The sequence below is a fragment of the Actinomadura rugatobispora genome (assembly GCF_042656285.1).
GTDB classification, from domain to species: Bacteria; Actinomycetota; Actinomycetes; order Streptosporangiales; family Streptosporangiaceae; genus Spirillospora; species Spirillospora rugatobispora.
Window position 1 is genome coordinate 119,338 of sequence record NZ_JBHSON010000015.1, and the last position, 22,241, is coordinate 141,578.

22 protein-coding genes and 1 pseudogene are annotated in these 22,241 nt (G+C 72.8%); 7 read left to right on the plus strand and 16 right to left on the minus strand.

All coding sequences use genetic code 11. The features are described 5' to 3' along the window. Positions 1–7: 7 nt before the first annotated feature. Positions 8–685, minus strand: a complete 678-nt coding sequence (locus tag ACFPZN_RS13535; protein ID WP_378282258.1) for a biliverdin-producing heme oxygenase — start codon at positions 683–685, stop codon at positions 8–10. A gap of 145 nt (positions 686–830) precedes the next feature. Further along, positions 831–1,142, minus strand: coding sequence for a DUF2470 domain-containing protein (locus tag ACFPZN_RS13540; RefSeq protein ID WP_378282259.1), 312 nt, complete (start codon positions 1,140–1,142; stop codon positions 831–833). 142 nt (positions 1,143–1,284) lie between these two features. Between ACFPZN_RS13540 and ACFPZN_RS13545 the strand changes: the two genes are divergently transcribed. Both ACFPZN_RS13545 and ACFPZN_RS13550 read left to right on the plus strand, forming a co-directional pair. Next, positions 1,285–2,034: a hypothetical protein gene (locus ACFPZN_RS13545; RefSeq protein ID WP_378282260.1), complete on the plus strand. Its 750-nt coding sequence runs from the start codon at positions 1,285–1,287 to the stop codon at positions 2,032–2,034. Beyond that, a complete protein-coding gene (locus tag ACFPZN_RS13550) occupies positions 2,031–4,106 on the plus strand; it encodes a cytochrome c oxidase assembly protein (RefSeq protein WP_378282261.1) in 2,076 nt (691 codons plus the stop codon). Before ACFPZN_RS13545 ends, ACFPZN_RS13550 begins: the two co-directional genes overlap by 4 nt. Here the strand turns inward: ACFPZN_RS13550 and ACFPZN_RS13555 are convergent. Together ACFPZN_RS13555 and ACFPZN_RS13560 are read right to left on the minus strand one after the other, a co-directional pair. Continuing rightward, the gene (locus ACFPZN_RS13555) at positions 4,088–6,964 is read right to left on the minus strand and encodes a DEAD/DEAH box helicase (RefSeq protein ID WP_378282262.1); all 2,877 of its coding nucleotides are present in this window, start codon (positions 6,962–6,964) and stop codon (positions 4,088–4,090) included. The genes ACFPZN_RS13550 and ACFPZN_RS13555 overlap by 19 nt on opposite strands. A 370-nt stretch (positions 6,965–7,334) precedes the next feature. Continuing rightward, positions 7,335–7,772 (minus strand): ArsI/CadI family heavy metal resistance metalloenzyme, encoded by a 438-nt coding sequence (locus ACFPZN_RS13560; RefSeq protein WP_378282263.1) that lies wholly within the window; start codon positions 7,770–7,772, stop codon positions 7,335–7,337. A gap of 90 nt (positions 7,773–7,862) precedes the next feature. Here ACFPZN_RS13560 and ACFPZN_RS13565 point away from each other — a divergent pair, with 90 nt between their 5' ends. From ACFPZN_RS13565 to ACFPZN_RS13575, 3 genes are read left to right on the plus strand one after another with little or no spacing between them, the layout of a single operon-like run. Next, positions 7,863–8,276, plus strand: a complete 414-nt coding sequence (locus tag ACFPZN_RS13565) for an ArsR/SmtB family transcription factor (RefSeq protein WP_378282264.1) — start codon at positions 7,863–7,865, stop codon at positions 8,274–8,276. Next, positions 8,273–9,049, plus strand: a complete 777-nt coding sequence (locus ACFPZN_RS13570) for an aquaporin (RefSeq protein WP_378282265.1) — start codon at positions 8,273–8,275, stop codon at positions 9,047–9,049. The genes ACFPZN_RS13565 and ACFPZN_RS13570 overlap by 4 nt, the downstream gene beginning before the upstream one ends. Next, positions 9,049–9,480 (plus strand): arsenate reductase ArsC, encoded by a 432-nt coding sequence (locus ACFPZN_RS13575; RefSeq protein WP_378282266.1) that lies wholly within the window; start codon positions 9,049–9,051, stop codon positions 9,478–9,480. The genes ACFPZN_RS13570 and ACFPZN_RS13575 overlap by 1 nt, the downstream gene beginning before the upstream one ends. A gap of 232 nt (positions 9,481–9,712) precedes the next feature. On the opposite strand, the gene ACFPZN_RS13580 is transcribed toward ACFPZN_RS13575, so the two are convergent. The 6 genes from ACFPZN_RS13580 to ACFPZN_RS13605 form a co-directional block, all read right to left on the minus strand. Further along, positions 9,713–10,798 carry a tetratricopeptide repeat protein gene (locus ACFPZN_RS13580; protein ID WP_378282267.1) on the minus strand — a complete coding sequence of 362 codons (1,086 nt, stop codon included), beginning with the start codon at positions 10,796–10,798 and terminating at the stop codon, positions 9,713–9,715. A 247-nt stretch (positions 10,799–11,045) separates the two neighbouring features. Beyond that, a complete protein-coding gene (gene tatC, locus ACFPZN_RS13585) occupies positions 11,046–11,915 on the minus strand; it encodes a twin-arginine translocase subunit TatC (protein ID WP_378282268.1) in 870 nt (289 codons plus the stop codon). Between the two features lie 54 nt (positions 11,916–11,969). Next, entirely contained in the window at positions 11,970–12,338 is a 369-nt protein-coding gene (tatA, locus tag ACFPZN_RS13590) for a Sec-independent protein translocase subunit TatA (protein WP_378282269.1), read from the minus strand. Positions 12,339–12,364: 26 nt separating this feature from the next. Next, complete coding sequence (locus tag ACFPZN_RS13595) at positions 12,365–12,586, minus strand: hypothetical protein (protein WP_378282270.1); 222 nt, start codon at positions 12,584–12,586, stop codon at positions 12,365–12,367. Between the two features lie 22 nt (positions 12,587–12,608). Beyond that, a complete protein-coding gene (locus ACFPZN_RS13600; protein ID WP_378282271.1) occupies positions 12,609–13,598 on the minus strand; it encodes a helix-turn-helix transcriptional regulator in 990 nt (329 codons plus the stop codon). Between the two features lie 116 nt (positions 13,599–13,714). After that, the gene (locus ACFPZN_RS13605) at positions 13,715–14,713 is read right to left on the minus strand and encodes a helix-turn-helix transcriptional regulator (protein WP_378282272.1); all 999 of its coding nucleotides are present in this window, start codon (positions 14,711–14,713) and stop codon (positions 13,715–13,717) included. Positions 14,714–14,927: 214 nt separating this feature from the next. On the opposite strand from ACFPZN_RS13605, the gene ACFPZN_RS13610 reads away from it, so the two are divergent. After that, positions 14,928–16,022 carry a DUF3866 family protein gene (locus ACFPZN_RS13610; RefSeq protein ID WP_378282273.1) on the plus strand — a complete coding sequence of 365 codons (1,095 nt, stop codon included), beginning with the start codon at positions 14,928–14,930 and terminating at the stop codon, positions 16,020–16,022. A 69-nt stretch (positions 16,023–16,091) separates the two neighbouring features. Here ACFPZN_RS13610 and ACFPZN_RS13615 read toward each other — a convergent pair whose 3' ends face one another. The 6 genes from ACFPZN_RS13615 to prcB form a co-directional block, all read right to left on the minus strand. Beyond that, a complete protein-coding gene (locus ACFPZN_RS13615) occupies positions 16,092–16,562 on the minus strand; it encodes a DUF3291 domain-containing protein (protein ID WP_378282274.1) in 471 nt (156 codons plus the stop codon). Between the two features lie 47 nt (positions 16,563–16,609). Next, positions 16,610–17,281 carry a helix-turn-helix transcriptional regulator gene (locus ACFPZN_RS13620; RefSeq protein WP_378282275.1) on the minus strand — a complete coding sequence of 224 codons (672 nt, stop codon included), beginning with the start codon at positions 17,279–17,281 and terminating at the stop codon, positions 16,610–16,612. A 54-nt stretch (positions 17,282–17,335) separates the two neighbouring features. Beyond that, positions 17,336–18,268 (minus strand): FKBP-type peptidyl-prolyl cis-trans isomerase, encoded by a 933-nt coding sequence (locus ACFPZN_RS13625; protein ID WP_378282276.1) that lies wholly within the window; start codon positions 18,266–18,268, stop codon positions 17,336–17,338. Between the two features lie 194 nt (positions 18,269–18,462). Beyond that, a complete protein-coding gene (gene pafA, locus ACFPZN_RS13630) occupies positions 18,463–19,821 on the minus strand; it encodes a Pup--protein ligase (RefSeq protein WP_378282277.1) in 1,359 nt (452 codons plus the stop codon). Between the two features lie 262 nt (positions 19,822–20,083). After that, a complete protein-coding gene (prcA, locus tag ACFPZN_RS13635) occupies positions 20,084–20,830 on the minus strand; it encodes a proteasome subunit alpha (RefSeq protein WP_378282283.1) in 747 nt (248 codons plus the stop codon). A 21-nt stretch (positions 20,831–20,851) separates the two neighbouring features. Further along, complete coding sequence (gene prcB, locus ACFPZN_RS13640; RefSeq protein WP_378282278.1) at positions 20,852–21,697, minus strand: proteasome subunit beta; 846 nt, start codon at positions 21,695–21,697, stop codon at positions 20,852–20,854. 157 nt (positions 21,698–21,854) lie between these two features. Between prcB and ACFPZN_RS13645 the strand changes: the two are divergent. Beyond that, positions 21,855–22,241, plus strand: a pseudogene (locus tag ACFPZN_RS13645) (hypothetical protein); the annotation flags it as partial.

Below are 22,241 nucleotides of genomic sequence, written 5' to 3' on the forward strand. Positions count from 1 at the left end.
GCGGCGGTCAGGCGGCGGGTTCGATGTCGAGGACGTGGCCGAGTTCGGCGGTGATCTCGGCGTTGAGGCGGTAGGCGCGCTTGACCTCGTCGACGATCCTGGCGCGTTCCACCTCGTCCCAGGGGGCGGCGTCCAGGAGGGCGCGGTACTGCTCCTTGAAGGTCTTGGGCGCGCCGGGGAAGCGGTAGAAGCGCACGCCGTCCTCACCGGCGGCGAGCCCGAGGATCTTGCGGACCTGGACGCCCATGTACTGGCCGCCGGACAGGTCGCCGAGGTAGCGGGTGTAGTGGTGGGCGACGAAGCCGCCGGGCCAGTCGAAGCACACCTCGCGCAGGCGGTCGCAGTAGCGGCGGGTGGCCTGGAGGCCGGCGTCGCGGTCGATGCGGTCGATACGGTCGCGCCAGTCCGGCCCGTACAGGAAGGCCAGGTCGGCCTCCAGGGCGTCGCGCCTGCTCAGGCCGTCGAGGGCGAACGCGCCGGCGACGGGGTCGCCGGACATCCGGTCGGCGGCCTGTTCGAGGAGGTCGTAGACGGGGTGGAGCTGGGCGACCAGCGCGGCGTACTGCTCGCGGCCCAGGCGCCCGTCGAACAGCGCGGACATGTAGGTGGAGGTGCCGGTGCCGTCGTGGTCGCTCTTGGTGGCCTCGCGCAGTTCCTGCGCGAAGCCGCTTTCCTGGTCGGCCATGTCGGGCTCGCCTCCTCCGCCTCGCGGCATCGATCAACTGTTAGGCTAGCCTTACCTAACTCGTCGCGCCAGAGAGTGCTGACATTTTTCCGACGCCACGTCGGCTACTTTACCGACGCAGCGTCGGAATGCCCAGTCCGGGCCGTCAGTGGGGCCGTTGCGGCGCGATGCCGAGGGCCTGGCGGGCCTCGGTGGCCATGCGGACGACCTCCTGGCGGACCTGGGCCCGCTCGGTCAGCCGCCCGCTCCAGGGGATGCGGACGGGGACGTCCTTGCCGTCGACGGTCGCGGCGAAGTCGATGCCGTCGGCGTCCAGGCCGGTCATGCGGGCGGCGCGGGCGTCGGGCCGCCCGCCCAGGGCGCGGCAGATGGTGGCGCAGTCCTCCGCGTGGTCCTGGTTCATGTGCCGTGTGATCTGCTGCACGACCTCGGGGCCGAACGGGTCTGCTTCGCCCATACGTCTACCTTTCCCCTCATTTCGGTTTTCTTCCGGCATGGCCACCCTAACGACTGAACCGTCCGGGACCCGCGGCGCGTACAGGCGGGCAGACTCGCGACTCTCGGCTGGGGATGGGGGCTCATTTGGGTTCAGGTCCTCGATGAACAGGGCGGACGGCGACGATGGCATGGCCGCGGACCTGTGGCGGCGGCTGCTGGCCGCGCTGGAGTGCCCGTGCGCGGTGTGCGGGGGCACGGGGAAGGTGCTCAGCGACGCCTGGAAGGTGTGGCACGAGCGGGCGGGCGAGCTGATCAGGGTCGCGCAGGCGGCGCACAAGGCGACGACCCTGCAGCAGCAGCCCGCGGCGTCCCGCAACGGCGTCCCGCAGGCCGCCGGCGGCCCGGGCGGCCCGACCGGCCCTCCCGCCGGTCCCGGTCCTCCTTTCGGTCCGGGCGGCCCCGGCGGGGCGGGCGGGACCGTTCCAGCTCAGGTTCCGCAGGCGTTGCGGCAGACGACGCCGCAGGGCGTCCCGCAGATCGCGCCCGCCGCCGCGCGGGCCGCCGCTCCCCCGGTGGGACGGCCGGTGGCGGCGGCGGGCGGGAGCCCGGCGCTCGATCCGTCCGGGGGCGGTCCGGCGGGTGAGGGCCATGGCGGGGCGCCGGCGGTGGTGGCGGCGCTCGACCGGGCGATCGACGATCACGTGCGGGCGCGGCCGCCGGGGCCGGAGCAGGTGGCGTGCGAGGCGTGCGAGGGGTGCGGAAGGGCGCTGACGGCGGCGGGGGTGGGGTTGACGGAGTTCCTGGCGCGGCACGGGCTGGTGTGGGCGGGGCCGGGGGTGAACGGGCGGGGCGGTGAGCCCGTACAGCCGGGGGACGGCCCGTTTCCGACACCTCCGCGGGGGCAGCTGTGACCACGACCGATGGCAGGCCGCCGGTGAAGGCGCCGGCGAGCGGCGGCGAGGCGTCCGTCTCCGCGGACGCCGCGGGGTCGCGTCCGGCGGCTCCCTGGCCGTTGGCGGCCGCGGCGGCGTTGCTGGTGCTGGCGCTGGTGGTGCGGTTCGGCGGGGCGTTCAGCGCGGAGGTGGTGCCGGGGCTGACGCGGACGGGGGCGCTGACCAAGGGCGGGCTGGCGGTCGCGGAGCTGGCGGCGCACGCCTGCGGAGCGGTGACGGTGGGGTGGCTGCTGCTGGTCGCGGTGTTCCTGCCGGCCGGGGCTCCGGTGCCCGTGGTGCGGCGGTTCCTGCGGGCGGCGTCGCTGTGGGCGGGGGCGTGGGCGCTGTGCGTGCTGGCGGTGGTGATGTTCTCGGTGTCGGACCTGTTCGGGGTGCCGGTGACGACGGGGGTCACCGGGAACATGCTGCGGACGTTCCTGCTGGAGTTGTCCCAGGGGCGGGCTCTGCTGGCGGTGGCCGTGGCGGCGGTCGCGGCGGCGGTGGCGGCGCAGGCGGCGTCGACGCCGGGCGGCGCGGGGTACGCGCTGGTGGTGGCTCTGGGCGGGCTGGTGCCGCCGGTGTTCACCGGGCATGCGGCGGGTGCGTCCTTTCACGCGGCGGCGGTGTACAGCCTGGTGGCGCATGTGCTGGCGGCGGCGTTGTGGGTGGGGGGCCTGGTGGTGCTGGTGGCGGTCGCGCGCAACCCGCTGGCGGTGGCGGGGGGCTGGGGGCTGGGGGCGGTGGTGGCCCGGTACAGCCGGTTGGCGGCGGTGTGTTTCGCGGCGGTGGCGGTGAGCGGGGCGGTGAACGCGTGGATCCGCCTGGGCGGGTGGGACTTGGGGTCGCGGTACGGGGCGCTGGTGGCGGCGAAGGCGGCGGCTCTGGCGGGCCTGGGAGCGCTGGGGTGGTGGCATCGGCGGGTGAGCCTTCCGGCGCTGCGGGCGGGCGGGGGGCGAGGGGTGTTCGTGCGGGTCGCCGCGGTGGAGGTCGTGGTGATGGCGGCGACGATGGCGCTGGCGACGGGGCTGTCGCGGACGCCTCCGCCGGAGGTGCCGCAGGGGACGCTGGACCCGGTGGCGCTGCGGCTGGGCTTCCCGCTGCCGGGCCCGCCCTCGTGGGGGGCCTACCTGCTGGAGTGGCGGATCGATTCGCTGCTGTCGGTGTTGGTGCTGGTGGCGGCGGTGCTGTACGCGGCGGGGTTGCGGCGCGTGGGACGGTCGTGGCCGTTGGGGCGGGTACTGGCCTGGTACGGGGGGCTGGCGTTGATGCTGCTGGTCACCTGCGGAGGGCTCGCCCGCTACAGCATGGTGCTGTTCAGCGCGCATGTGGTGCAGCATCTGGTGCTGAGCCTGGTGGTGCCGGTGCTGTTGCTGCTGGGGGCTCCGGTGTCGCTGGCGTTGCGTTCACTGCCGAGGGTGTCGGGGGGCGGGCGTTCGGCGCGCGAACTGCTGGTGGCGGTGTTGCGGAGCCGGGCGCTGGCGTTGGCGTGCCGCCCGGTGGCGGCGCCGGTGGTGTTCGTGGCGGGCCTGTACGGGTTCTACCTGTCCCCGGTGTTCGAGGCGTCGTTGCGCAATCACGCGCTGCATTCGCTGGTGATGGCGATGTGGGTGGTGTCGGCGCTGGCGTATCTGTGGCCGGTGCTGGGCGTCGATCCGCTGCCGGGGCGGCCGTCGCCGCGGGTGCGTTTCGCGCTGGCGGCGGTGATGGTCCCGTTCCCGGCGCTGTTCGGCGCGGTGGTGGCGGGCCGGGGCGGGGTGCTGGCGGCGGACTGGTACGGCGGACTGGGCCGGACGTGGGGCGACGCGCTGGCGCGGGATCAGCGCGTGGGCGCCGGTCTGGCATGGGCCCTGGGCGAGGTCGCGGCACTGGCCGTGCTCGCGGCCCTGACGCACCACTGGCTCCGCACCACCACCGCGGCCGCCCGCCCACCTGCGACTCCCGTCCCCTCCGCGACACCCGTCGCCCCCCCGCCTGCGAAGGTCGCGGGGGCCGCGTGTTCTGGGGCTTCGGGGGCGGAGGGCGGGCGGGTGGGTCAGGCGACGGAGGAGTAGGCGACGACGCCTCGGCGCATGGTGTCCATGGCCTTGCGGGCGGTCTTGCGGATGTGGCTGTTGGGGGGTGCCGCGTCGGAGATCTGGCCGAGGAGGTCCAGGAGTTGTTTGACGGCGCGGACGAAGTCGCCGGCGGTCATGTCGGTCTCCAGGAGGACCTCGTCGAGTTCCTGGCCCTTGGCCCAGCGGTAGGCGGTCCAGGCGAAGCCGAGGTCGGGTTCGCGCAGGAAGGAGACGCGGTTGTCCTTTTCGATGCCGTCGAGTTCGCCCCAGAGGCGGACCATGGCGGCGAGGGCGTCGCGGCTGGGGCCGGTGGGGGTCTTGGGGGGTGCGGCGTCGTCGGGCTGGCGTGACTCGTAGACGAGGGCGGAGACGCAGGCGGCGAGTTCGGCGGCGTCGAGGGTCTCCCAGACGCCGGCGCGCAGGCTCTCGGCGGTGAGCAGGTCGAGTTCGTTGTAGATGCGGCCGAGGCGGCGGCCTTCGTCGGTGACGGCGCCCTCGTGCAGGTAGCCGAGTTGTTCCAGGACGGCGCAGACGCGGTCGAAGGTGCGGGCGATGACCTGGGAGCGTCCTTCGACGCGGCGGCGCAGCTGCTCGGTCTCGCGTTCGAGGCGGAAGTAGCGTTCGGCCCAGCGGGCGTGGTCCTCGCGCTTGTCGCAGCCGTGGACGGGGTGGGCGCGCAACCGGGCGCGCAGGTCCCCGATCTCGGTGTCGTCGGTGGCGGGGGTGTCGCGGTGGCGGCGTTCCCGGACGTCGTCGGGGACCTTGTTGCGCAGGGTGGAGGCCAGGTCGCGGCGGGCCTGGGGGTTGCGGGGGCTGAAGGATTTGGGGATGCGGATGCGGTCGACGGGTTCGACGGCGCGGGGGAAGTCCTGGATGGACAGGCGCTGCACGGAGCGGTTGACGGTCAGGACGAGGGGGGCGGGGCCGTCGGAGCGGCGGCCGAGGCCGGGGTCGAGGACGACGGCGAGGCCGGAGCGGCGCCCGGAGGGGACGAGGATGACGTCGCCGGGGCGCAGGTGCTCCAGGGAGCGGGCGGCTTCGGCGCGGCGGGCGGAGGAGCGTTCGCGGGACAGTTCGGCTTCGCGGTCGGAGAGGCGGCGGCGGAGCGCGGCGTACTCCATGAAGTCGCCCAGGTGGCATTCGGCGGCTTCGGCGTAGCCGGTGAGGGCCTCTTCGTTCTTGTGGACCTGGCGGGCCAGGCCGACGACGGCGCGGTCGGCCTGGAACTGGGCGAAGGATTCCTCCAGGAGGGTGCGGGCGCGTTCGATGCCGACGGCGCCGACGAGGTTGACGGCCATGTTGTAGGAGGGCCGGAAGCTGGAGTTGAGGGGGTAGGTGCGGGTGCCGGCGAGGCCGGCGACGGAGTTGGGGTCGACGCTGGGGGTCCACACGACGACGGCGTGCCCTTCGACGTCGATGCCGCGGCGGCCGGCGCGCCCGGTGAACTGGGTGTACTCGCCGGGGGTGAGGTCGACGTGGGCCTCGCCGTTCCATTTGTCGAGTTTCTCGATGACGACGGTGCGCGCGGGCATGTTGATGCCCAGGGCGAGGGTCTCGGTGGCGAAAACGGCCTTGATGAGGCCGCGGGTGAACAGTTCCTCGACGATCTCCTTGAAGGTGGGGAGCATGCCGGCGTGGTGGGCGGCGATGCCGCGTTCCAGTCCGGCCAGGAAGTCGTCGTAGCCGAGGACGCGCAGGTCGTCGGGGGCGATGTCGGCGGTGCGCAGTTCGGCGTGGGCGCGGATCTCCTCGGCCTCTTCTATGGAGGTGAGGCGGAGGTTGGCGTTGAGGCACTGCAGGACGGCGGCGTCGCAGCCGGCGCGGGAGAAGACGAAGGTGATGGCGGGCAGCAGGCCGGCGCGTTCGAGGCGTTCGATGACGTCGGGGCGGGCCGGGGGACGGAACCGCTGGGGGCGGGGGGCGCGGCGGCGTCCGGTGCGGCGGCCCTGGTTGACCTTGGCGCGGCGGACCTCTTCGACGGCCATCCGCTGCAGCTGGGGGTTGATGCGGGCGGGGCGGTCGCGGCCCTCCCGGCCGTCCCGGCCCTCGCCGCGGCCGTCGGCGGCGTCGGCGGGGTGGTCCTTGGGGCCGCCGCGGGAGGGGGTCTTGCCAGGTTTGCCGTTGCGGGCGGGCTTGCCGGGGCCGGTGTCGACGAACAGGTCGTAGAGGCGGGTGCCGACGAGCATGTGCTGGAAGAGGGGGACGGGGCGGTGCTCGTCGACGATGACGGCGGTGTCGCCGCGGACGGCCTGGAGCCATTCGCCGAATTCCTCGGCGTTGCTGACGGTGGCCGACAGCGCCACGATCCGGACCGAGTCGGGGACGTGGATGATGACCTCTTCCCAGACGGCGCCGCGGAAGCGGTCGGCGAGGTAGTGGACCTCGTCCATGACCACGAACGCCAGGCCGGAGAGGGTGGGCGAGGCGGCGTAGAGCATGTTGCGCAGGACCTCGGTCGTCATGACGACAATCGGGGCCTCGCCGTTGACGCTGTTGTCGCCGGTGAGCAGGCCGACCTTCTCGGGGCCGTAGCGGCGGACCAGGTCGGCGTACTTCTGGTTGGACAGCGCCTTGATGGGGGTGGTGTAGAAGCATTTGCCGCCGCCGGTGAGGGCGAGGTGGACGGCGAACTCCCCGACGACGGTCTTGCCGGAGCCGGTGGGCGCGGCGACCAGGACGCCGCTGCCCTCCTCCAGGACCCGGCAGGCCTCGAGCTGGAAGGCGTCCAGTTCGAAGTCGTAGAGGGTGCGGAAGTCCAGGAGGGCGGGGCCGTTCCCTGCGGTGCGCGTGCGGTAGGAGGCGTACCGCTGGGCCGGGGACTGCCCACCCAGGTCCTGCGTGTCGGGGGTGGTCATGGTTCGAGCCTACGGTTTGGACCGGCCCGATTCCCAATCCATAACGGGGCGGGGCGCGGCGTTCGCGCCCGGCTGATCGTCCGGCGGCGGCTCGGACGGCCTCCGGCCCCGGGCCTCACCCGCCCTGCGGGGGCCGCGGAATGCCCGGCGGCTCGGGGATCGGGAAGACGGCCTCCCCCGGCGGCACGCGGGCGCGGGCAGCGATCAGCCCGCGTCACCGCCGTGCACGATCGCTCGCGAAGGGGACTCGGCCGGCGGAACACCAGGCGGCCGCCGGGGGTGGACGACGTGCTCGGGACGCCGTGTCAGCGCGGATCCGCGCGCATCTGGCCGCGGTCGGCGCGGCGGGCCGTCCGCCGTTACGTGCCGGTCAGCCGCCGCACGCGCACCCGGCGGCGGAGATCGCTTCGGCCGGGCTCTGGGCCGTCTTGCCGAGGGTGTCGGCGTCGGCCTTGACCACGTACACCTCCCAGGGCTCCTTGCCGGGGCCGGTCACCCAGACCTTGTCCTGGAGGGCGTAGCAGCAGGAGGTGTCGTTCTCGGTGAAGGTGGCCAGCCCGGCCTCCCGGAGGCGGGTGGTGGCGGCGGTGACCTCCTCGGTGCCGGCGACCTCGACGCCGAGGTGGTCCAGGCGGGTGTCCTGGCCGGGTTCGCCCTCGATGAGGACGAGCTTGAGCGGGGGCTCGGCGACGGCGAAGTTGGCGTAGCCGGGGCGGCGCTTGGCGGGCTCGGTGCCGAACAGCTTGGAGTAGAAGGCGATCGAGCCCTCCAGGTCGGCGACGCGCAGGGCGAGCTGGAGGCGGGACATGACGGGTCTCCCATCCTGACGGCGTTGTATCGACGGCTGTCGATACAACCGAGGTTGCCAGGTTGATTAGATGACTGTCAACATAGAGGCATGTCTAATCACGGTGGTCTGCCGGTGATCGGGCCCGTGGCGGGGCAGGGCGCGGTGTGCTGTTCGCCGATGGTCCGCGAGCCGCTGGGCGAGCAGGACGCGGCCGAGCTGTCGCGGATGTTCAAGGCGCTCTCGGACCCGGTCCGGCTGCGGCTGCTGTCGCTGATCGCCTCGCACGAGGGCGGCGAGGCGTGCGTGTGCGACCTCATCGGCCCCTTCGAGGTGTCCCAGCCGACGATCTCCCACCATCTGAAGGTGCTGCGCGAGGCGGGTCTGGTCGGTTCCGAGCGCCGCGGGACCTGGGTGTACTACTGGGTGCTGCCCGCGGCCCTGGCCAAGCTGTCGGCCCTGCTCCGGCCGCCCGCCGTGCCCGCGGCGACCGAGGCGACGACCGAGGCGAAGGCCGGGGCGTGAACGCGCGGGTGCCGCTGGCGCGGCGGGCGGCGGCCGAGGCCGTCGGCACGGCCGCGCTGGTCGCGGTGGTGGTCGGGTCCGGCATCCAGGCCACCGAGCTGACCCGCGACGTCGGCGTCCAGCTGCTGGCCAGCTCCCTGGCGACCGTCCTGGGCCTGGGCGTGCTGATCGCGCTGCTCGGCCCCGTCTGCGGGGCGCACTTCAACCCGGTGGTCTCCCTGGCCGCCTACCTCACCGGCCGGGCGGCCGGTGAGGGGGTCAGGTTGCGGGACGTGGCGGCCTACGTGCCCGCCCAGATCGGCGGGGCGATCGCCGGAGCGGTGCTGGCCGATGCGATGTTCGCCCGGCCGCTGGTGGCCTGGTCGGCCCGCGACCGGTTCGCCGGGCACCTGTGGCTGGGCGAGGCGGTGGCCACCGCCGGGCTGATCTGGCTGATCTTCGGTCTGGCCCGTACCGGCCGCGCGCATCTGGCACCGGCCGCGGTCGCCTCCTTCATCGGCGCGGCGTACTGGTTCACCTCCTCCACCAGCTTCGCCAACCCGGCCGTGACCATCGGCCGGGCCTTCACCGACACCTTCGCCGGCATCGCCCCCGGCTCGGTGCCGCCGTTCCTGGCCGCGCAACTGGCCGGCGCCCTCCTCGGGCTGGGCCTGGTCGCCCTCTGCTTCGGCCGCCCGGCCCCCGCCACCGGCACCGGTGCCGTCACGGCCGGCCCGCGCGGGCGACGGCCCACCGCCCCCGTCCGATCCGCTGAGGAAGGCGCGCTGTCCTGATGAGCACTCCCGCCGCTCCGCCCGCCGTCCCCTCGGTGCTGTTCGTCTGCGTGCACAACGCCGGCCGGTCCCAGATGGCCGCCGCCTTCCTCGCCCACCTGGCCGCGGGCAGGGTCGAGGTCCGCTCCGCCGGGTCCGCGCCCGCCGACAGCGTGAACCCGGCCGTGGTGGAGGCCATGCGGGAGGCCGGCATCGACATCTCCGCCCAGACCCCCAAGGTCCTCACCGCCGAGGCCGTGCGGTCCTCCGACGTGGTGATCACCATGGGCTGCGGGGACGCCTGCCCCTACTTCCCCGGCAGGCGCTACCTGGACTGGACTCTGGACGACCCCGCCGGGCAGGGCATCGACGCGGTCCGCCCGATCCGCGACGAGATCCACCGCCGGGTGCGGCGGCTGCTGGACGAACTCGGCATCCAGGCCCAGGGGTGACCGCCGCACCCGCGGAACCGGTCACAGGACGAGCTTCAGCGAGCAGACCCCACTTGGCATCTCCTGGAGACCGCTTCGCCCACGCGGAGACGTCCCTCACCAACCGGCCGGCCGTCTCGGTGGGGCGGCAACGCGTCATCGCCAGCGGGCCTGGCATTGCGAGGCTCCGGGACTCTTGGTGGCGAGAAGCCGGAACGTCTTGTGCGCTGTCCCGCGCGATGCCGGTCGCATCTCAATCTTCCCGTCCACGGTGTTCCTGGTCGCTCTCCCGCTCCTCGGGCTCACTCGGATTCAGGCGGGTGCCGGTGCCGAGCCGTGGCCGGGTTCTGCTGAACCGGGCGCCCGAGACCGGCGAGGTGATGCCGAACAGCAGGAGGGCCAGACCACCGAGAAGCCACCACGTCCCTCCGGACTTCCAGATGATCACCACGCCTATCGCCAGGGAGGCGAGGGAGGTCGAACAGGTCCCCCACCCCAGGAGGGCGAGCGCGGTCAGGGCCGCCGACAGGAACCACGGGCCGTCCGTCAGGAGGGTGATGATCGCGCCGACGCCGGCGAGGAGCGGCACGCAGCCCCGCACGGTGTGAACGCGGGGCGTGGCCGTGCCATCGTCGCGCTCCGCGGCCTCGGGCTCCTCGGCCCGGTTCGCCGGGAGGGACTCCTGCCACTCCCTGAGGGCGGCGGCCTCCGTCCGCCGACCGATGTCCTCGAGAGCCCCGGCCGCCTGCTCGGCCGTCTGCCGGGCGGCGGTGTACCGGCGTGCCTCGGCCAGCCGGAGGGCCAGGTTCTTCAGTTCCCCGGCCTCGGCTTCGCGGTCGGCGAGTCCGCGCCAGATGTCGACGGCGTCCTGGTGGGCCCGGATCGAGCCCGCCGGATTCCCTCCAGCGGCGAGGACCTGCCCGAGGTGTGACAAGGCCAGCGCCTCGGCGGGCCGGTCGCCGGCGGCGCGGCAGACCTCGATGGCTCGCTGCTGCGCGGCGACCGCGTCCCCAGGCCGGCCCGCTCTGGTGTGGATGGCGGCGAGGTTGGACAGTGCGGTGCTCTCGCCCTCCACGTCGCCCAGTGACCGGAAGGTCGCCAGGGCCTCGTCATGGGCGGTGAGAGCCTCCTCGAGCCGGCCGCACCACGCGGTGGCCAGGGAAAGGTTGTCCAACGCGGTGGCCAGGGCCTTCGAGTGACCCGCGGCCCGGCTGACCTCGACGGCCCGCCGGTAGGCGATGACCGCCTCCTCGAGCCGTCCCTCCCCTGACAAGGCGAGACCGCGGTTGTTCAGCTCCGCGGCCTCGGCCCACGCGCTGCCGGGCGTCTCCGAAGACATTTCACGACCGTAGGGCCACGAGGCCGGGACCGGTCCCGGTGCCGGACGGCACACGGTCCGATGGGGTCAGTGCCCGCCGCCCGGTTCCCTCGGGTCGTGGTCGTTCGGGCGGAGGGAGTGACGGTGAACACGTTGCCGGGGTCGTTGCCAGGGTCGTAGGGCCGCTTGACCTGCCGCGGCCGTTCCAGCGTGGCGGGCGGGAACGCGCGGGTGAGCTTCACGTCGCGCCGGGCGGCGGCGGTGGCGGTCAGCGGGGGCTGCTCTCGCCCTTCTCGAGCTCGGCGTCGATCTTCTCCAGGTCGAGGGGGGAGGCCTCGTCGTCGGCCAGGCCCTCGTAGGGGTCGGGACGGCGGGCGCGGCGGCGGTCGTTGACGAAGGCCAGCAGCGCGGCGACCTCGAACAGCAGGACCGTGGGCAGCGCCAGGGCGAGCATGCTGAAGGGGTCGGGGCTGGGGGTGGCGACCGCCGAGAAGACGAAGATCCCGAAGATGATCATCCGCTGGGAGCGGCGGATCCGATTGGAGCTGAGCACGCCCGCCATGTTCAGGATGATCACGAACAGCGGCAGCTCGAACGTCAGCCCGAACACCAGCAGCATCGCCAGGACGTAGCCGAGGTAGTGGTCGACGGTGATGAGCGCCGACACGTCGTCGGGCACGAAGCCCAGGAACAGCGACAGGCCCCGGTCGATGGTGATGTAGGCCAGGGCGGTGCCCACGAAGAACAGCGGGACGGACGCGCCCATGAAGACGTAGGTCCAGCGGCGTTCCTTGCGGTAGAGGCCGGGAGCCACGAACGCCCACAGCTGGAACAGCCAGACCGGCGAGGAGACCACCAGGCCCAGAATGAAGGCGATCTTCAGGCGGAGGAAGAAGGAGGAGAAGATCCCGTTGACCACAAGGGAGCACGTCTGCCCGTTGAGGTCCTTGGAGGCGGGCAGCGCGCAGTAGGGCTCCTTGAGGAAGTCCCACACCGGGTTGAAGAAGATCCAGCCGATGACGGTGCCGACCAGCAGCGCCAGCATGGCCTTGATCAGGCGGTTGCGCAATTCCCGCAGGTGGTCCATGAGGGGCATGCGCCCCTCGGGGTCGGCGGCCTGCCGCGTCATCAGCTTCATCGTGGGCACTTTGGGGTCTGGTCTCGCCGGTCCGTTCGTCGGGGACGGTACTGGTCAGGAACTCTTGCGGCCGCGGTAGTCCGACACCGGAACGCCCTCGATCGGCTCCCCGGAGGGCAGCGCGCCCTGCGGCCGCGGCTGCGCGCCGGCCTCCTGGGCGGCCTCGCGCTCGAGCCGGGCGGCCTCCTCGCGGAGGCGGGCGGCGCGGGCGCTCGCCGACTCGGGGGCCTGCTCCGCCTGGGCGGGGGCCGGCTTGGCGTCATCGGTCTTGTCGTCGTCGTCGCGCAGGCCCTTGGTCTCGGCCTTCAGGATGCGGGCCGACTTGCCCAGCGAGCGCGCCAGCGTCGGCAGCTTGGCCGATCCGAAGATCAGCAGTACGACCACCAGGATGATGATCAGCTCGGGGGTCCCGATGTTCGGCATGAGAGTCCTCTTCAGCAGCGTGACACTTATGACGATCGTACGCCGTCGTCCGGCTCTTGCGCCGCACGGGTTTCCTGCAGATCGCGGAGTTCATCGCGGAGCGCGGAGTGTTGGGGCGCCAGCCGCCGCCGGGTCCGTTCCAGTTCACGCGCCAGCCGCCGCACGCCCAGGTAGACCTTGAACGAGCACACGGCCAGGACGGCCAGGCCGGCAAAGCCCAGCACGACCGATATCGCACCCCACGCCACGCCCGTCACGGTAGCCGAAAACTCAGACGCCGTCATAGAGGGCGAGGGCGCGGGCGGCGTCGGCGCGGACGCCGTCGGCGACCTCGGGCGGGTCGACGACGCGGCCCTGGTCGCCCAGCCGCAGCGCCAGGCCCCGCACCCAGCGGGTGTCGGAGGTGCGCAGGGTGATCCGCAGCCGGCCCTCGCCGAGTTCCCGCACGTCCTCGCAGGGGTAGTAGTCGGCGACCCAGCGGCCCTGGGCGGTGAGCTCGATGGTGACGGGCAGGTCGCCGGGCGCGGGCCGGTACAGGCCGGCGTCGACGTCGCGGGGCTCGGCCTCGTCGGGGACCTCGGCGGGGACGTCCAGGGCGGTGAGGTCGCTGATGCGGTCGAGGCGGAACAGCCGCACCGCCTCGGCGCGGCGGCACCAGCCCTCCAGGTAGGTGTTGCCCTCCACCACCAGCAGCCGCATCGGATCGACGTCGCGTTCGGTGTTCTCGTCGCGGGCGGGCACGTAGTAGGACAGGTGGACGCGGCGGCCGGCGCCGATCGCGGCGCGCAGCCGGCCGAGGGTGTCGCCGCGGGCGTCGACCTCGACGGCCACCTTGCTGGAGACCTGCGCGGCGGCGCCGGCGGCGCTCTCCAGCTTGGCGATGACGCGGCTGAGGGCGTCGCGGTCCTGCAGGTCGGGGATGCCGGCCAGCATCCGCAGCGCCACCAGCAGCGCGCTGGCCTCGTCGACCTTCAGCCGCAGCGGCCGGGCGATCGACTCGGCCTCGGTCACGATGATCTCGCCGCCCTCGTAGGACAGGTCGATCGGGCAGTAGGGGTCGGGGGCGCGCAGCTCCACGCACCACAGCAGGTTGAGGTCGTCGATGAGCTGCTTCTGGGTGACGCCGAAGGCCTCGGCGGCCTCCTCCAGGGCGACCGAGTCGCGGCTCACCACGTAGGGGACCAGGGCCAGCAGCCGCGCCAGCCGGTCGGTGGAGGTGGTGGAGCCGCCCCTGCCGTTGCCGCCCGTCCTCGCCGTCATCTCTCCCTCACGCCCATCCCGTCCTCACGCCTGCCTCGCCCTCGCATCGCTCTCACCGTTCACGCCGCTGTCGTCCCCGCACCGGGTCTGGTGGACGCGGCGCCGCCGCCCCGGGGTCAGGTCACCCGCCCGGGGTCCTCGCCGGCCGTCGCCAGGGTGGCCTTGAGCTGCTGGATGACCGCCTCGCGCAGGTCGGGCGGGTCCAGCACCACCACGTCGTCGGCGAACCGGGCCAGGTAGGGGGCGAACCGGTCGGCGTCGCGGAAGGTCAGCACCGCCTCGTCCCAGACGCCGTCGCCGACCGGACGCACGTCGCGGGCCCAGCGGCGCGGGCCCTGCGCGGCCCCGGCCCGCAGCCGCACCGTGGCGGGGCGGGGCTCGGTGACCGGGTCGCCCCAGTCGAAGGCGATGCGGCGCACGTCCACGCCTTCGGGGACGGTGACGCTGCCGTCGGGGCCGTCGGCGGCGACCTCCCCCGTGACGCGGCTGAGCCGGAACACGCGGGTCTGGCCGCGGTCGCGGTCATGGCCGACGACGTACCAGCGTCCGCGGCGGCTGACCACCCCCCACGGCTCCAGGTGCCGGCGCGACACCGAGGTGCGGCCGACCCCCTGGTAGTCGAAGGCGACGGGCCGCCCGTCGCGGACGGCCTCCCACAGCGCCGGGAACGCCGGTTCGCCCGTGTCGACGCGCGGCTCGATGCCCAGGGCCGTGGTGGCGTCGGCGGCGTCGGTGTCCACACCGGCGGCGCGCAGCTTCAGCAGCGCGCCGGAGGCGGCGTCGGCCATGCTGGCGCGCTGCCACACCCGCGCGGCCAGGCCGAGCACGGCCGCCTCGTCGGGGGTCAGGTGGATGTCGGGCAGCTCGTAGGCCTGCGGGGGGATGCGGTAGCCGATCTCCTCGCCGGTGCCGCCCTGCTGGTCGCTGCCGACCTCCAGCGGGACGCCCAGCTCGCGCAGCTCCTCCTTGTCGCGTTCGAACATCCGCTTGAACGCCTCGTCGGAGCCCGGGTACCCGGGGACGGCCCGCCGGATCTGCTCGGCCGTAAGGTAGCGCCGTGTGGCCAGCAGGCAGACCACCAGGTTGAGCAGGCGCTCGGTCTTGCGCCGCGACACTCGGCCACCACCTTTCCCAGTCGATTCCCAGTCGATGAAGCCCATTCACGCACAAATGCGGTCGCCGGACGTTCGGATTATGAGATTGTCGGGCGGCCGTCCGGCCCTCCGGCCCGCGTGCCCGCGCCGCCCGCACCGACCGTGCCGGCGGCGCCACGGCGGGTGAACGCCGCGCGTCCCCATGTCGCCCGTGTCAGGACGCTACCGTTTCCTTGTGATCCGATGGCGCAAGGGCACGGTAGAAGGCGTCCGCCGGGAATGGCCGGGGGCGGTCGAACTGGACGTCACGATCGAGGGCGACGGGACGCACGGGACCTCGGTCTTCCCCGCACTCGCGTATCCCGCTCTGGTGGGGCGTCCCGAACCGGGCGACACCGTCCTGCTCAACACTACGGCCTTGGCGATGGGCCTGGGGACGGGCGGCTACGCGATGGTGGTCGCCGTCCCCGACCGTCTGCCGCCCGACCCGTCGGGCCCGGGGCACCTGGTGAAGGCGCGGTACACGCCGCTGCAGGCCACCGTGCTGGGCGCCGACGAGCAGGACTCCCCCCACCACGAACTGCTGCGCGAGGCCGACTCCCTGGAGGGGACGCCGGTGATCGTGGCCGACCTGCACTCGGCGCTGCCGCCGATCCTGGCGGGACTGCTGGCGGCCCGGCCGGGCACCCGCGCGGTGTACGTGATGCCCGACGGCGGCGCGCTGCCGGCCTGGTTCTCGATGTCGATCGCGCGGCTGCGGGAGGCCGGCGCGCTGGCGGCGACCGTCACGGTCGGACAGGCGTTCGGCGGCGACCTGGAGGCGGTGACGGTGCACACCGGGCTGCTGGCGGCGCGGCTGGTGCTGGACGCCGAGGTCATCGTGGTCGCGCAGGGCCCGGGCAACCTGGGCACGGGCACCCGGTGGGGCTTCTCGGGAGTGTCGGCGGGCGAGGCCGTCAACGCGGCCGCGGTGCTGTCGGGACGGCCGGTGGCCTCGCTGCGGGTCAGCGACGGCGACAAGCGGGAGCGGCACGTGGGGGTGTCGCACCACAGCCTGACCGCCTACGGCCGGGTCGCGCTGGCGCGGGCTCAGGTCGTGGTCCCCGAACTGGGCGGGGAGTTCGGCACGCGGGTTGCCGGGGAGGCCGCCTCGCTGGGCGACCAGCACGAACTCGTCCCGGTGGCCGTGGACGGGCTGCACGAGGCGCTGCGCACGGCCGAGAAGGACTGGGGCGTGCGGCTGTCCACGATGGGCCGCCGCCTGGATCAGGACCTGCCCTACTTCCTCACCGCGGCCGCCGCCGGCCGCCACGCCGCCGCCCTCCTGTGACCGCCCCCGGCCCCCAGCTCGCTGTGCTCGTGCACCGGGCCGGGTCAGGTCGGGCCGGGAGGCATCGGGTCAGGACGGGGCCGGGGCCGGGGCGCCGTCGGGGGTGTAGGTCTCGCGGAAGGTGAACGCCCGGGGAGAGGGGCCCTGGGCGCGCAGCGTCTCCAGGCGTTCCACGCCCTCCTGGAGGGTGGGGATGTGCCCGGCGGGGATCCACCACATCACCAGGTGCGCCTGGACGTGCTTGCCGAACCACTCGCGGCGGCGGCGCAGCACGTCCAGGTGGCGGCTGCGGTACATGTAGTCCCACAGCGCCTCCCGGCTCTCCCACACCGAGTAGTTGATGATGACGTCGGCGCCGATGGGGCGGAGGCCGGTGGCGTCGGCGGCGCCGTTCTCCACCAGCCGCCACACGAAGCCGGGGGCGCCGTCGGCGAGCGCGTTGAGGGGTTCCAGGAGCTCGGTGAACCCGGCCGTCCGGGGGTCGTCGAGGGGGAACGTCAGCGTGCCCACGTTGAACTGGGCGAGGTGGTAGCCGGGCATGGGCTCACTTCACCATCCCCCCGCTTCTATGTCAACGATCATTATTTTTAGAAGGCTTCGGGCCCGTCCCCTCGTCCTTCGGCCGGTTCGGCGACGGTGCAGCAGCGGCCGGGTCCGGCGTCGATCCGCACCCGCACACCCTGCGAGCCCTCCAGCAGCCCCTCCAGCAGCGCCAGGTTCATCCCGCACACCAGCGGCGGGAACTCCTCCGAAAGGGCGTGGAAGGGGCAGTTGCGCATGCGCAGGACCCCGTCCTCCATGCGCGGCTCGTACCCGCGGCCCTCCAGCAGCGCCGCGACCTCCTCCAGGCCCCGGCACGGGCCCGCGCCCTCCTCTTGCAGCCGCCTCCCGCGCCGCCGCGCGGCCTCCCGCAACTCCGCGTCCAGCCCGGCGGTCTCGGCGGCCTGGGCCAGCAGCCCGGCCGCCGTGCGGTAGTCGCGCGGCGGCAGCGACACCGCCCGCTCCCCCGGCGCCCTGCGGTACAGCTTGGCCGGACGTCCCGCGCCCGGCCCCGAACGTCCCGTCAGGCGTCGGCTCACCGTCTCCAGCAGCCCCGCCTCCACCAGCTTGTCCAGATGGAAGGCCGCCAGCGTGCGCTGGACGCCCGCGGCCTCGGCCGCCTCGTTCCGGCTCACCTCGTGGTCCTGGGCGCCCACGTACGCGTACAGCCGCCGCCGGACCGGGTCCTGCAGGACGGCGATCGCCTCGATGTCCTCCACCCGGCCAGTCTAAGAACAATCGCGGTTCGCTTTAGAACCGAAGCGGGGGGCCGGTCAGTGGGCGCCGAGGACGTCGACGACGAACACCAGCGTGTCATCGCCCTTGATCTTGGCCTGGGCCAGCCCCTTGGCCCCGTACCCCAGCGACGGCGGCACCACCAGCAGCAGCCGGCTGCCCACCTTCTGTCCCACCAGCGCCTGGTCCCAGCCCTTCATCACCTGGCCGGTGCCGATCGTGGCCGCGTACGGGCGCCCGGTCCGCCAGGAGGACTCGAAGACCTTCCCGTCCCGCCAGAACACCCCCACGTACTGCAGCGCCAGCAGCTGCCCCTTGCCGACCGCCGCGCCCTGCCCCTGCACGAGCGTCCGCACCTGCAGGCCCTTGGGCGCGGCCGCCTTCGGCACGGTCACCGACGGGCCGGCGCCCGCCTGGACCTCGCCCACCTTCGGCAGCCGCGGATCCTCCAGCGGCTGCCGGCGCCCCTGCGCCTGCGCCGTCCGCGCGTAGATCGCCCGCACGTCCAGCACGTACACCAGCGTGTCGTCCCTGCCGACCTGGCGCTGCGCGGCGCCCTTGGCGCCGTAGCCGTCCTTGGGCGGGATCTTGGCCACCACCCGGCCGCCGACCCGCGCGCCCTCCAGCGCCTTCTCCAGCCCCGGCACCAGCCGCCCCGTCGGGAACGCGCCCGGACGCCCCGCGATGAAGCTGCTCGCCAGCAGCTTGCTGCCGTCCTTGCTCCACCGGTAACCGACGTAGTCGGCCACCACCAGATCGCCCTTGCGCGCCCGGACGCCCGCACCGTCGGTCACCCTCTTGACCGCCAGCTCCTTACCGGGCGCCTCCTTGGGGAACACCACGTCCGGACGGGACCCGAAATCGCCCTTGACCGCCACCTCGACGTCGTCCGCACCGGAACAGGCACCGGTCAGCAGCAACGGAACGGCCAGCACGACGGCCGCGGGGAGGACGGAGAGTCGACGTCGCATACGGGTCCTTCGGGGGTGGCGAACGCAACTGCGCGCTCACCCTACCCCTCTTGTGACTCGCCGGTAGCCTTGACGGGACGTTCACCCCGGCGTGTCGCGCCGAGCACACCCCGTCACCGCCGCCCGCCGCCGTCACCCGCTGCGGCCCGGCCCTGGGGGTGGCGGCGGGCCGCCGCCACCCCTGGGCCGGTGACTCACATCCCGGCGATGAGCTTGTCGACCCGCTCGTCCACCGAACGGAACGGGTCCTTGCACAGCACCGTCCGCTGCGCCTGGTCGTTCAGCTTCAGATGCACCCAGTCGACGGTGAAGTCGCGCCGCTTCTCCTGCGCCCGCCGGATGAACTCCCCGCGCAGCCGCGCCCGCGTCGTCTGCGGCGGCACCGACTTCGCCTCGAAGATCGCCAGATCGCGCGCCACCCGCTCCACCGACCCCCGCTTCTCCAGCAGGTAGTACAGCCCGCGGTCGCGGTGCACGTCGTGGTAGGCCAGATCCAGCTGCGCCACCCGCGGCGACGACAGCGGCAGATCGTACTTGCGCCGGTACCGCTCGATCAGCCGGTACTTGGTCACCCAGTCGATCTCCCGGGACACCAGGTCCAGATCCCCGGTCTCCACCGCCCGCAGCGTCCGCTCCCACAGGTCCAGCACCCGCATCGTGACCTCGTCGCCGCCGCGCCGGTCCACGAAGTCCTTGGCCTTGCCGAAGTACTCCTTCTGGATCTCCAGCGAACTGGCCTCCCGGCCGTTGGCCAGCCGCACCTTCCGCCGGCCCGTCATGTCATGGCTGACCTCGCGGATCGCCCGGATCGGGTTCTCCAGCGTCAGGTCGCGCATCACCACGCCCGCCTCGATCATCCGCAGCACCAGGTCGGTCGCCCCGACCTTCAGCAGCATCGTGGTCTCGCTCATGTTCGAGTCGCCCACGATCACGTGCAGCCGCCGGAACCGCTCGGCGTCGGCGTGCGGCTCGTCCCGCGTGTTGATGATCGGACGCGAGCGGGTCGTCGCCGACGACACGCCCTCCCAGATGTGCTCGGCCCGCTGCGACACGCAGTACACCGCCCCCCGCGGCGTCTGCAGCACCTTCCCCGCACCGCAGATGATCTGCCGCGTCACCAGGTACGGGATCAGCACGTCGGCCAGCCGCCCGAACTCGCCGTGCCGGCCCACCAGATAGTTCTCATGGCAGCCGTAGGAGTTCCCGGCCGAATCGGTGTTGTTCTTGAACAGGTAGATGTCGCCGGCGATGCCCTCCTCGCGCAGCCGCCGCTCGGCGTCCACCAGCAGACCCTCCAGGATCCGCTCGCCCGCCTTGTCGTGCGTCACCAGATCGATCACGCTGTCGCACTCGGGCGTGGCGTACTCGGGGTGGCTTCCCACGTCCAGGTAGAGCCGCGCGCCGTTGCGCAGGAACACGTTGCTGCTACGACCCCACGACACCACCCGGCGGAACAGGTAGCGGGCCACCTCGTCGGGTGACAACCGCCGCTGCCCGCGGAAGGTACAGGTGACGCCGTACTCGTTCTCAAGCCCGAAGATGCGCCTGTCCACACCGTGAGCCTATGCGGCCGGGGCCCGACTTGGCAGTCTCTGAAGCCTCTGGTTTCACCGGCGGTACGCACCAGAACGCGCCGCGAACGCGCGACACGCCGCACCCGGCCCGGCCGGGCGGGACGCCCGGGGCCGCTGCCTTTACGTTGTAGATCATTGGGTGGGGGGCGCAAAAAGGACGCCGAACGGGGAAGGGCCCGTCGCATCCACGACAGACCCTCCCCGCACGCATCCCACTCCGGCCGGTCGACCGGCCGCCGGCCTAGTCCTCCGACTCGCCGTTCGCCCCGTTCGCCCCGTTTTCTGAAGCGCTCGACGACGCACCGTCCGCCTCGTTCAGCAAACGCTCGATCCGCGCCGCCGGCAACGCCTTGAACAGACGATGCTCCCGATTACGATCCAGCACCGCCACCTCCAGCGACTTCGCCTCCAGATGACGATCCGCGTCCTGCGCCTCCAGCGCCCGCACCGCCACCTTCAGCGCCTCCGCCAGCGACGCCCCCTCCCGGTACCGCTCCTTCAGCACCTCCGCCACCGCGTCCGCCTGACCGCCCATCGCCACATAACCGTGCTCGTCGGCCACCGAACCATCGAACGTCAACCGATAGATCTGATCGGTCTCCGCACTGTCACCCACCTCCGCGACCACCAACTCCACCTCATACGGCTTGTTGGTCTCCGTGAAGATCGTCCCCAGCGACTGCGCGTACAGATTCGCCAGCCCCCGCGCCGTCACATCACGACGGTCGTACTGGTACCCGTTCACATCCGCGTACCGCACCCCGCCCAGCCGCAGATTCTCGAACTCGTTGTACTTCCCCACCGCCGCGAACGCGATCCGGTCATAGATCTCACTGATCTTGTGCAGCGCACGCGACGGATTGTCCGCCACGAACAGGATCCCGTCGTCGTACTGCAGCACGACCACGCTGCGGCCACGCGCGATGCCCTTACGCGCATAGTCCGCCTTGTCCTTCATCTGCTGTTCGGGCGACACATAGAACGGCATGGACACCGGTCTGGATCCCTTCTATCGCAGCGGGGCGGTCGGCCCGCCCGGCGAGTCGTAACGTCCGTCGACCACGGCCTGCGCCAACGCGCCCACCTCGTCCTCCCCCAGCCGGCGGTACCCCTCGTCCGACACCACCGACACCACCGGGAAGATCCGCCGCGTCAGATCCGGCCCACCCGTCGCCGAATCGTCATCCGCCGCGTCGTACAGCGCCTGCACGCACACCAGCGCCGCGTCCTCCACCGACAGATCCGCGCGCCACAGCTTCTTCAACGCACCACGCGCGTACACCGACCCCGACCCGATCGAGTAGAAGTCCCGCTCCTCGTACCGGCCCCCCGCCGGATCGTAGGAGAAGATCCGCCCCCCGTCCCGCTCCTCGTCGTACCCGGCGAACAGCGGCACCACCGCCAGCCCCTGCATCGCCATCCCCAGGTTCCCCCGGACCAGCGTCGCCAGCCGATTCGCCTTCCCCTCCACCGACAGCGTCCGGCCCTCGCGCTTCTCGTAATGCTCCAGCTCCACCTGGAACAAACGAATCAGCTCCATGCCGAGCCCCGCCGTCCCCGCCATCGCGATCGCCGAGAACTCGTCCGCCCGGAACACCTTCTCGACATCACGCTGAGCGATCACATGCCCCGCGGTCGCCCGGCGATCCCCCGCCATCACCACACCACCGGGGAACGTCACCGCCACGATCGTCGTCGCGTGCGGGATCCCCTCCCCCGCCGGCACCGCCGGCAACGGCCGCCGCCCCGGCAGCAACTCCGGACTGTAGGCACCCAGGAACTCCGTGAACGACGACGTGTCAGGGTTCACGAACAACCCCGGCACACGTCCGGTGCGAGCATCGTGCGACGCCACGCGACTCCTTCCCTCCACCACGGCACCGGCTCCCCTCACGAACCCACCGGCGCTGACCAACTCAGACCCTACTGTTCAACCCGCACCCACCGCATGCCACGCGATCGCTCCACAGTCCGCCCACGGCGAACCCCCCACAGCCCACTACGATGACCACGTGGTGTTGGGAACCCCTGGCCAGCCCGGCTGGCCCAGCCCCCTCGGGCAGCCGACATGGCCGAGCGCCCCCGGACAACCCGGATGGCCCCCACGACGCCCCGCCTACAACCCACCCGTCACCGAAGAGGACATCACCCTCCCACCCGACGCCGACCCCTTCACCATCGCCGAACACCAGACCCGCGCCGCCGTCACCGCCCCCTACTGGCCCGCCTCCACCCCCCTCCAACGCCGCCAAGCACTCCTCCCCCACCTCCTCACCCTCCCCGACCACAGCTGGTGGCTCTTCGCCGCATGGACCCGCTGGTACCGCTGGCACCCCGCCGACAGCCGCTGGTTCCCCTCACCCCCCCCGCACGCCCCCCCGCACGGGCGCATGTCGGTT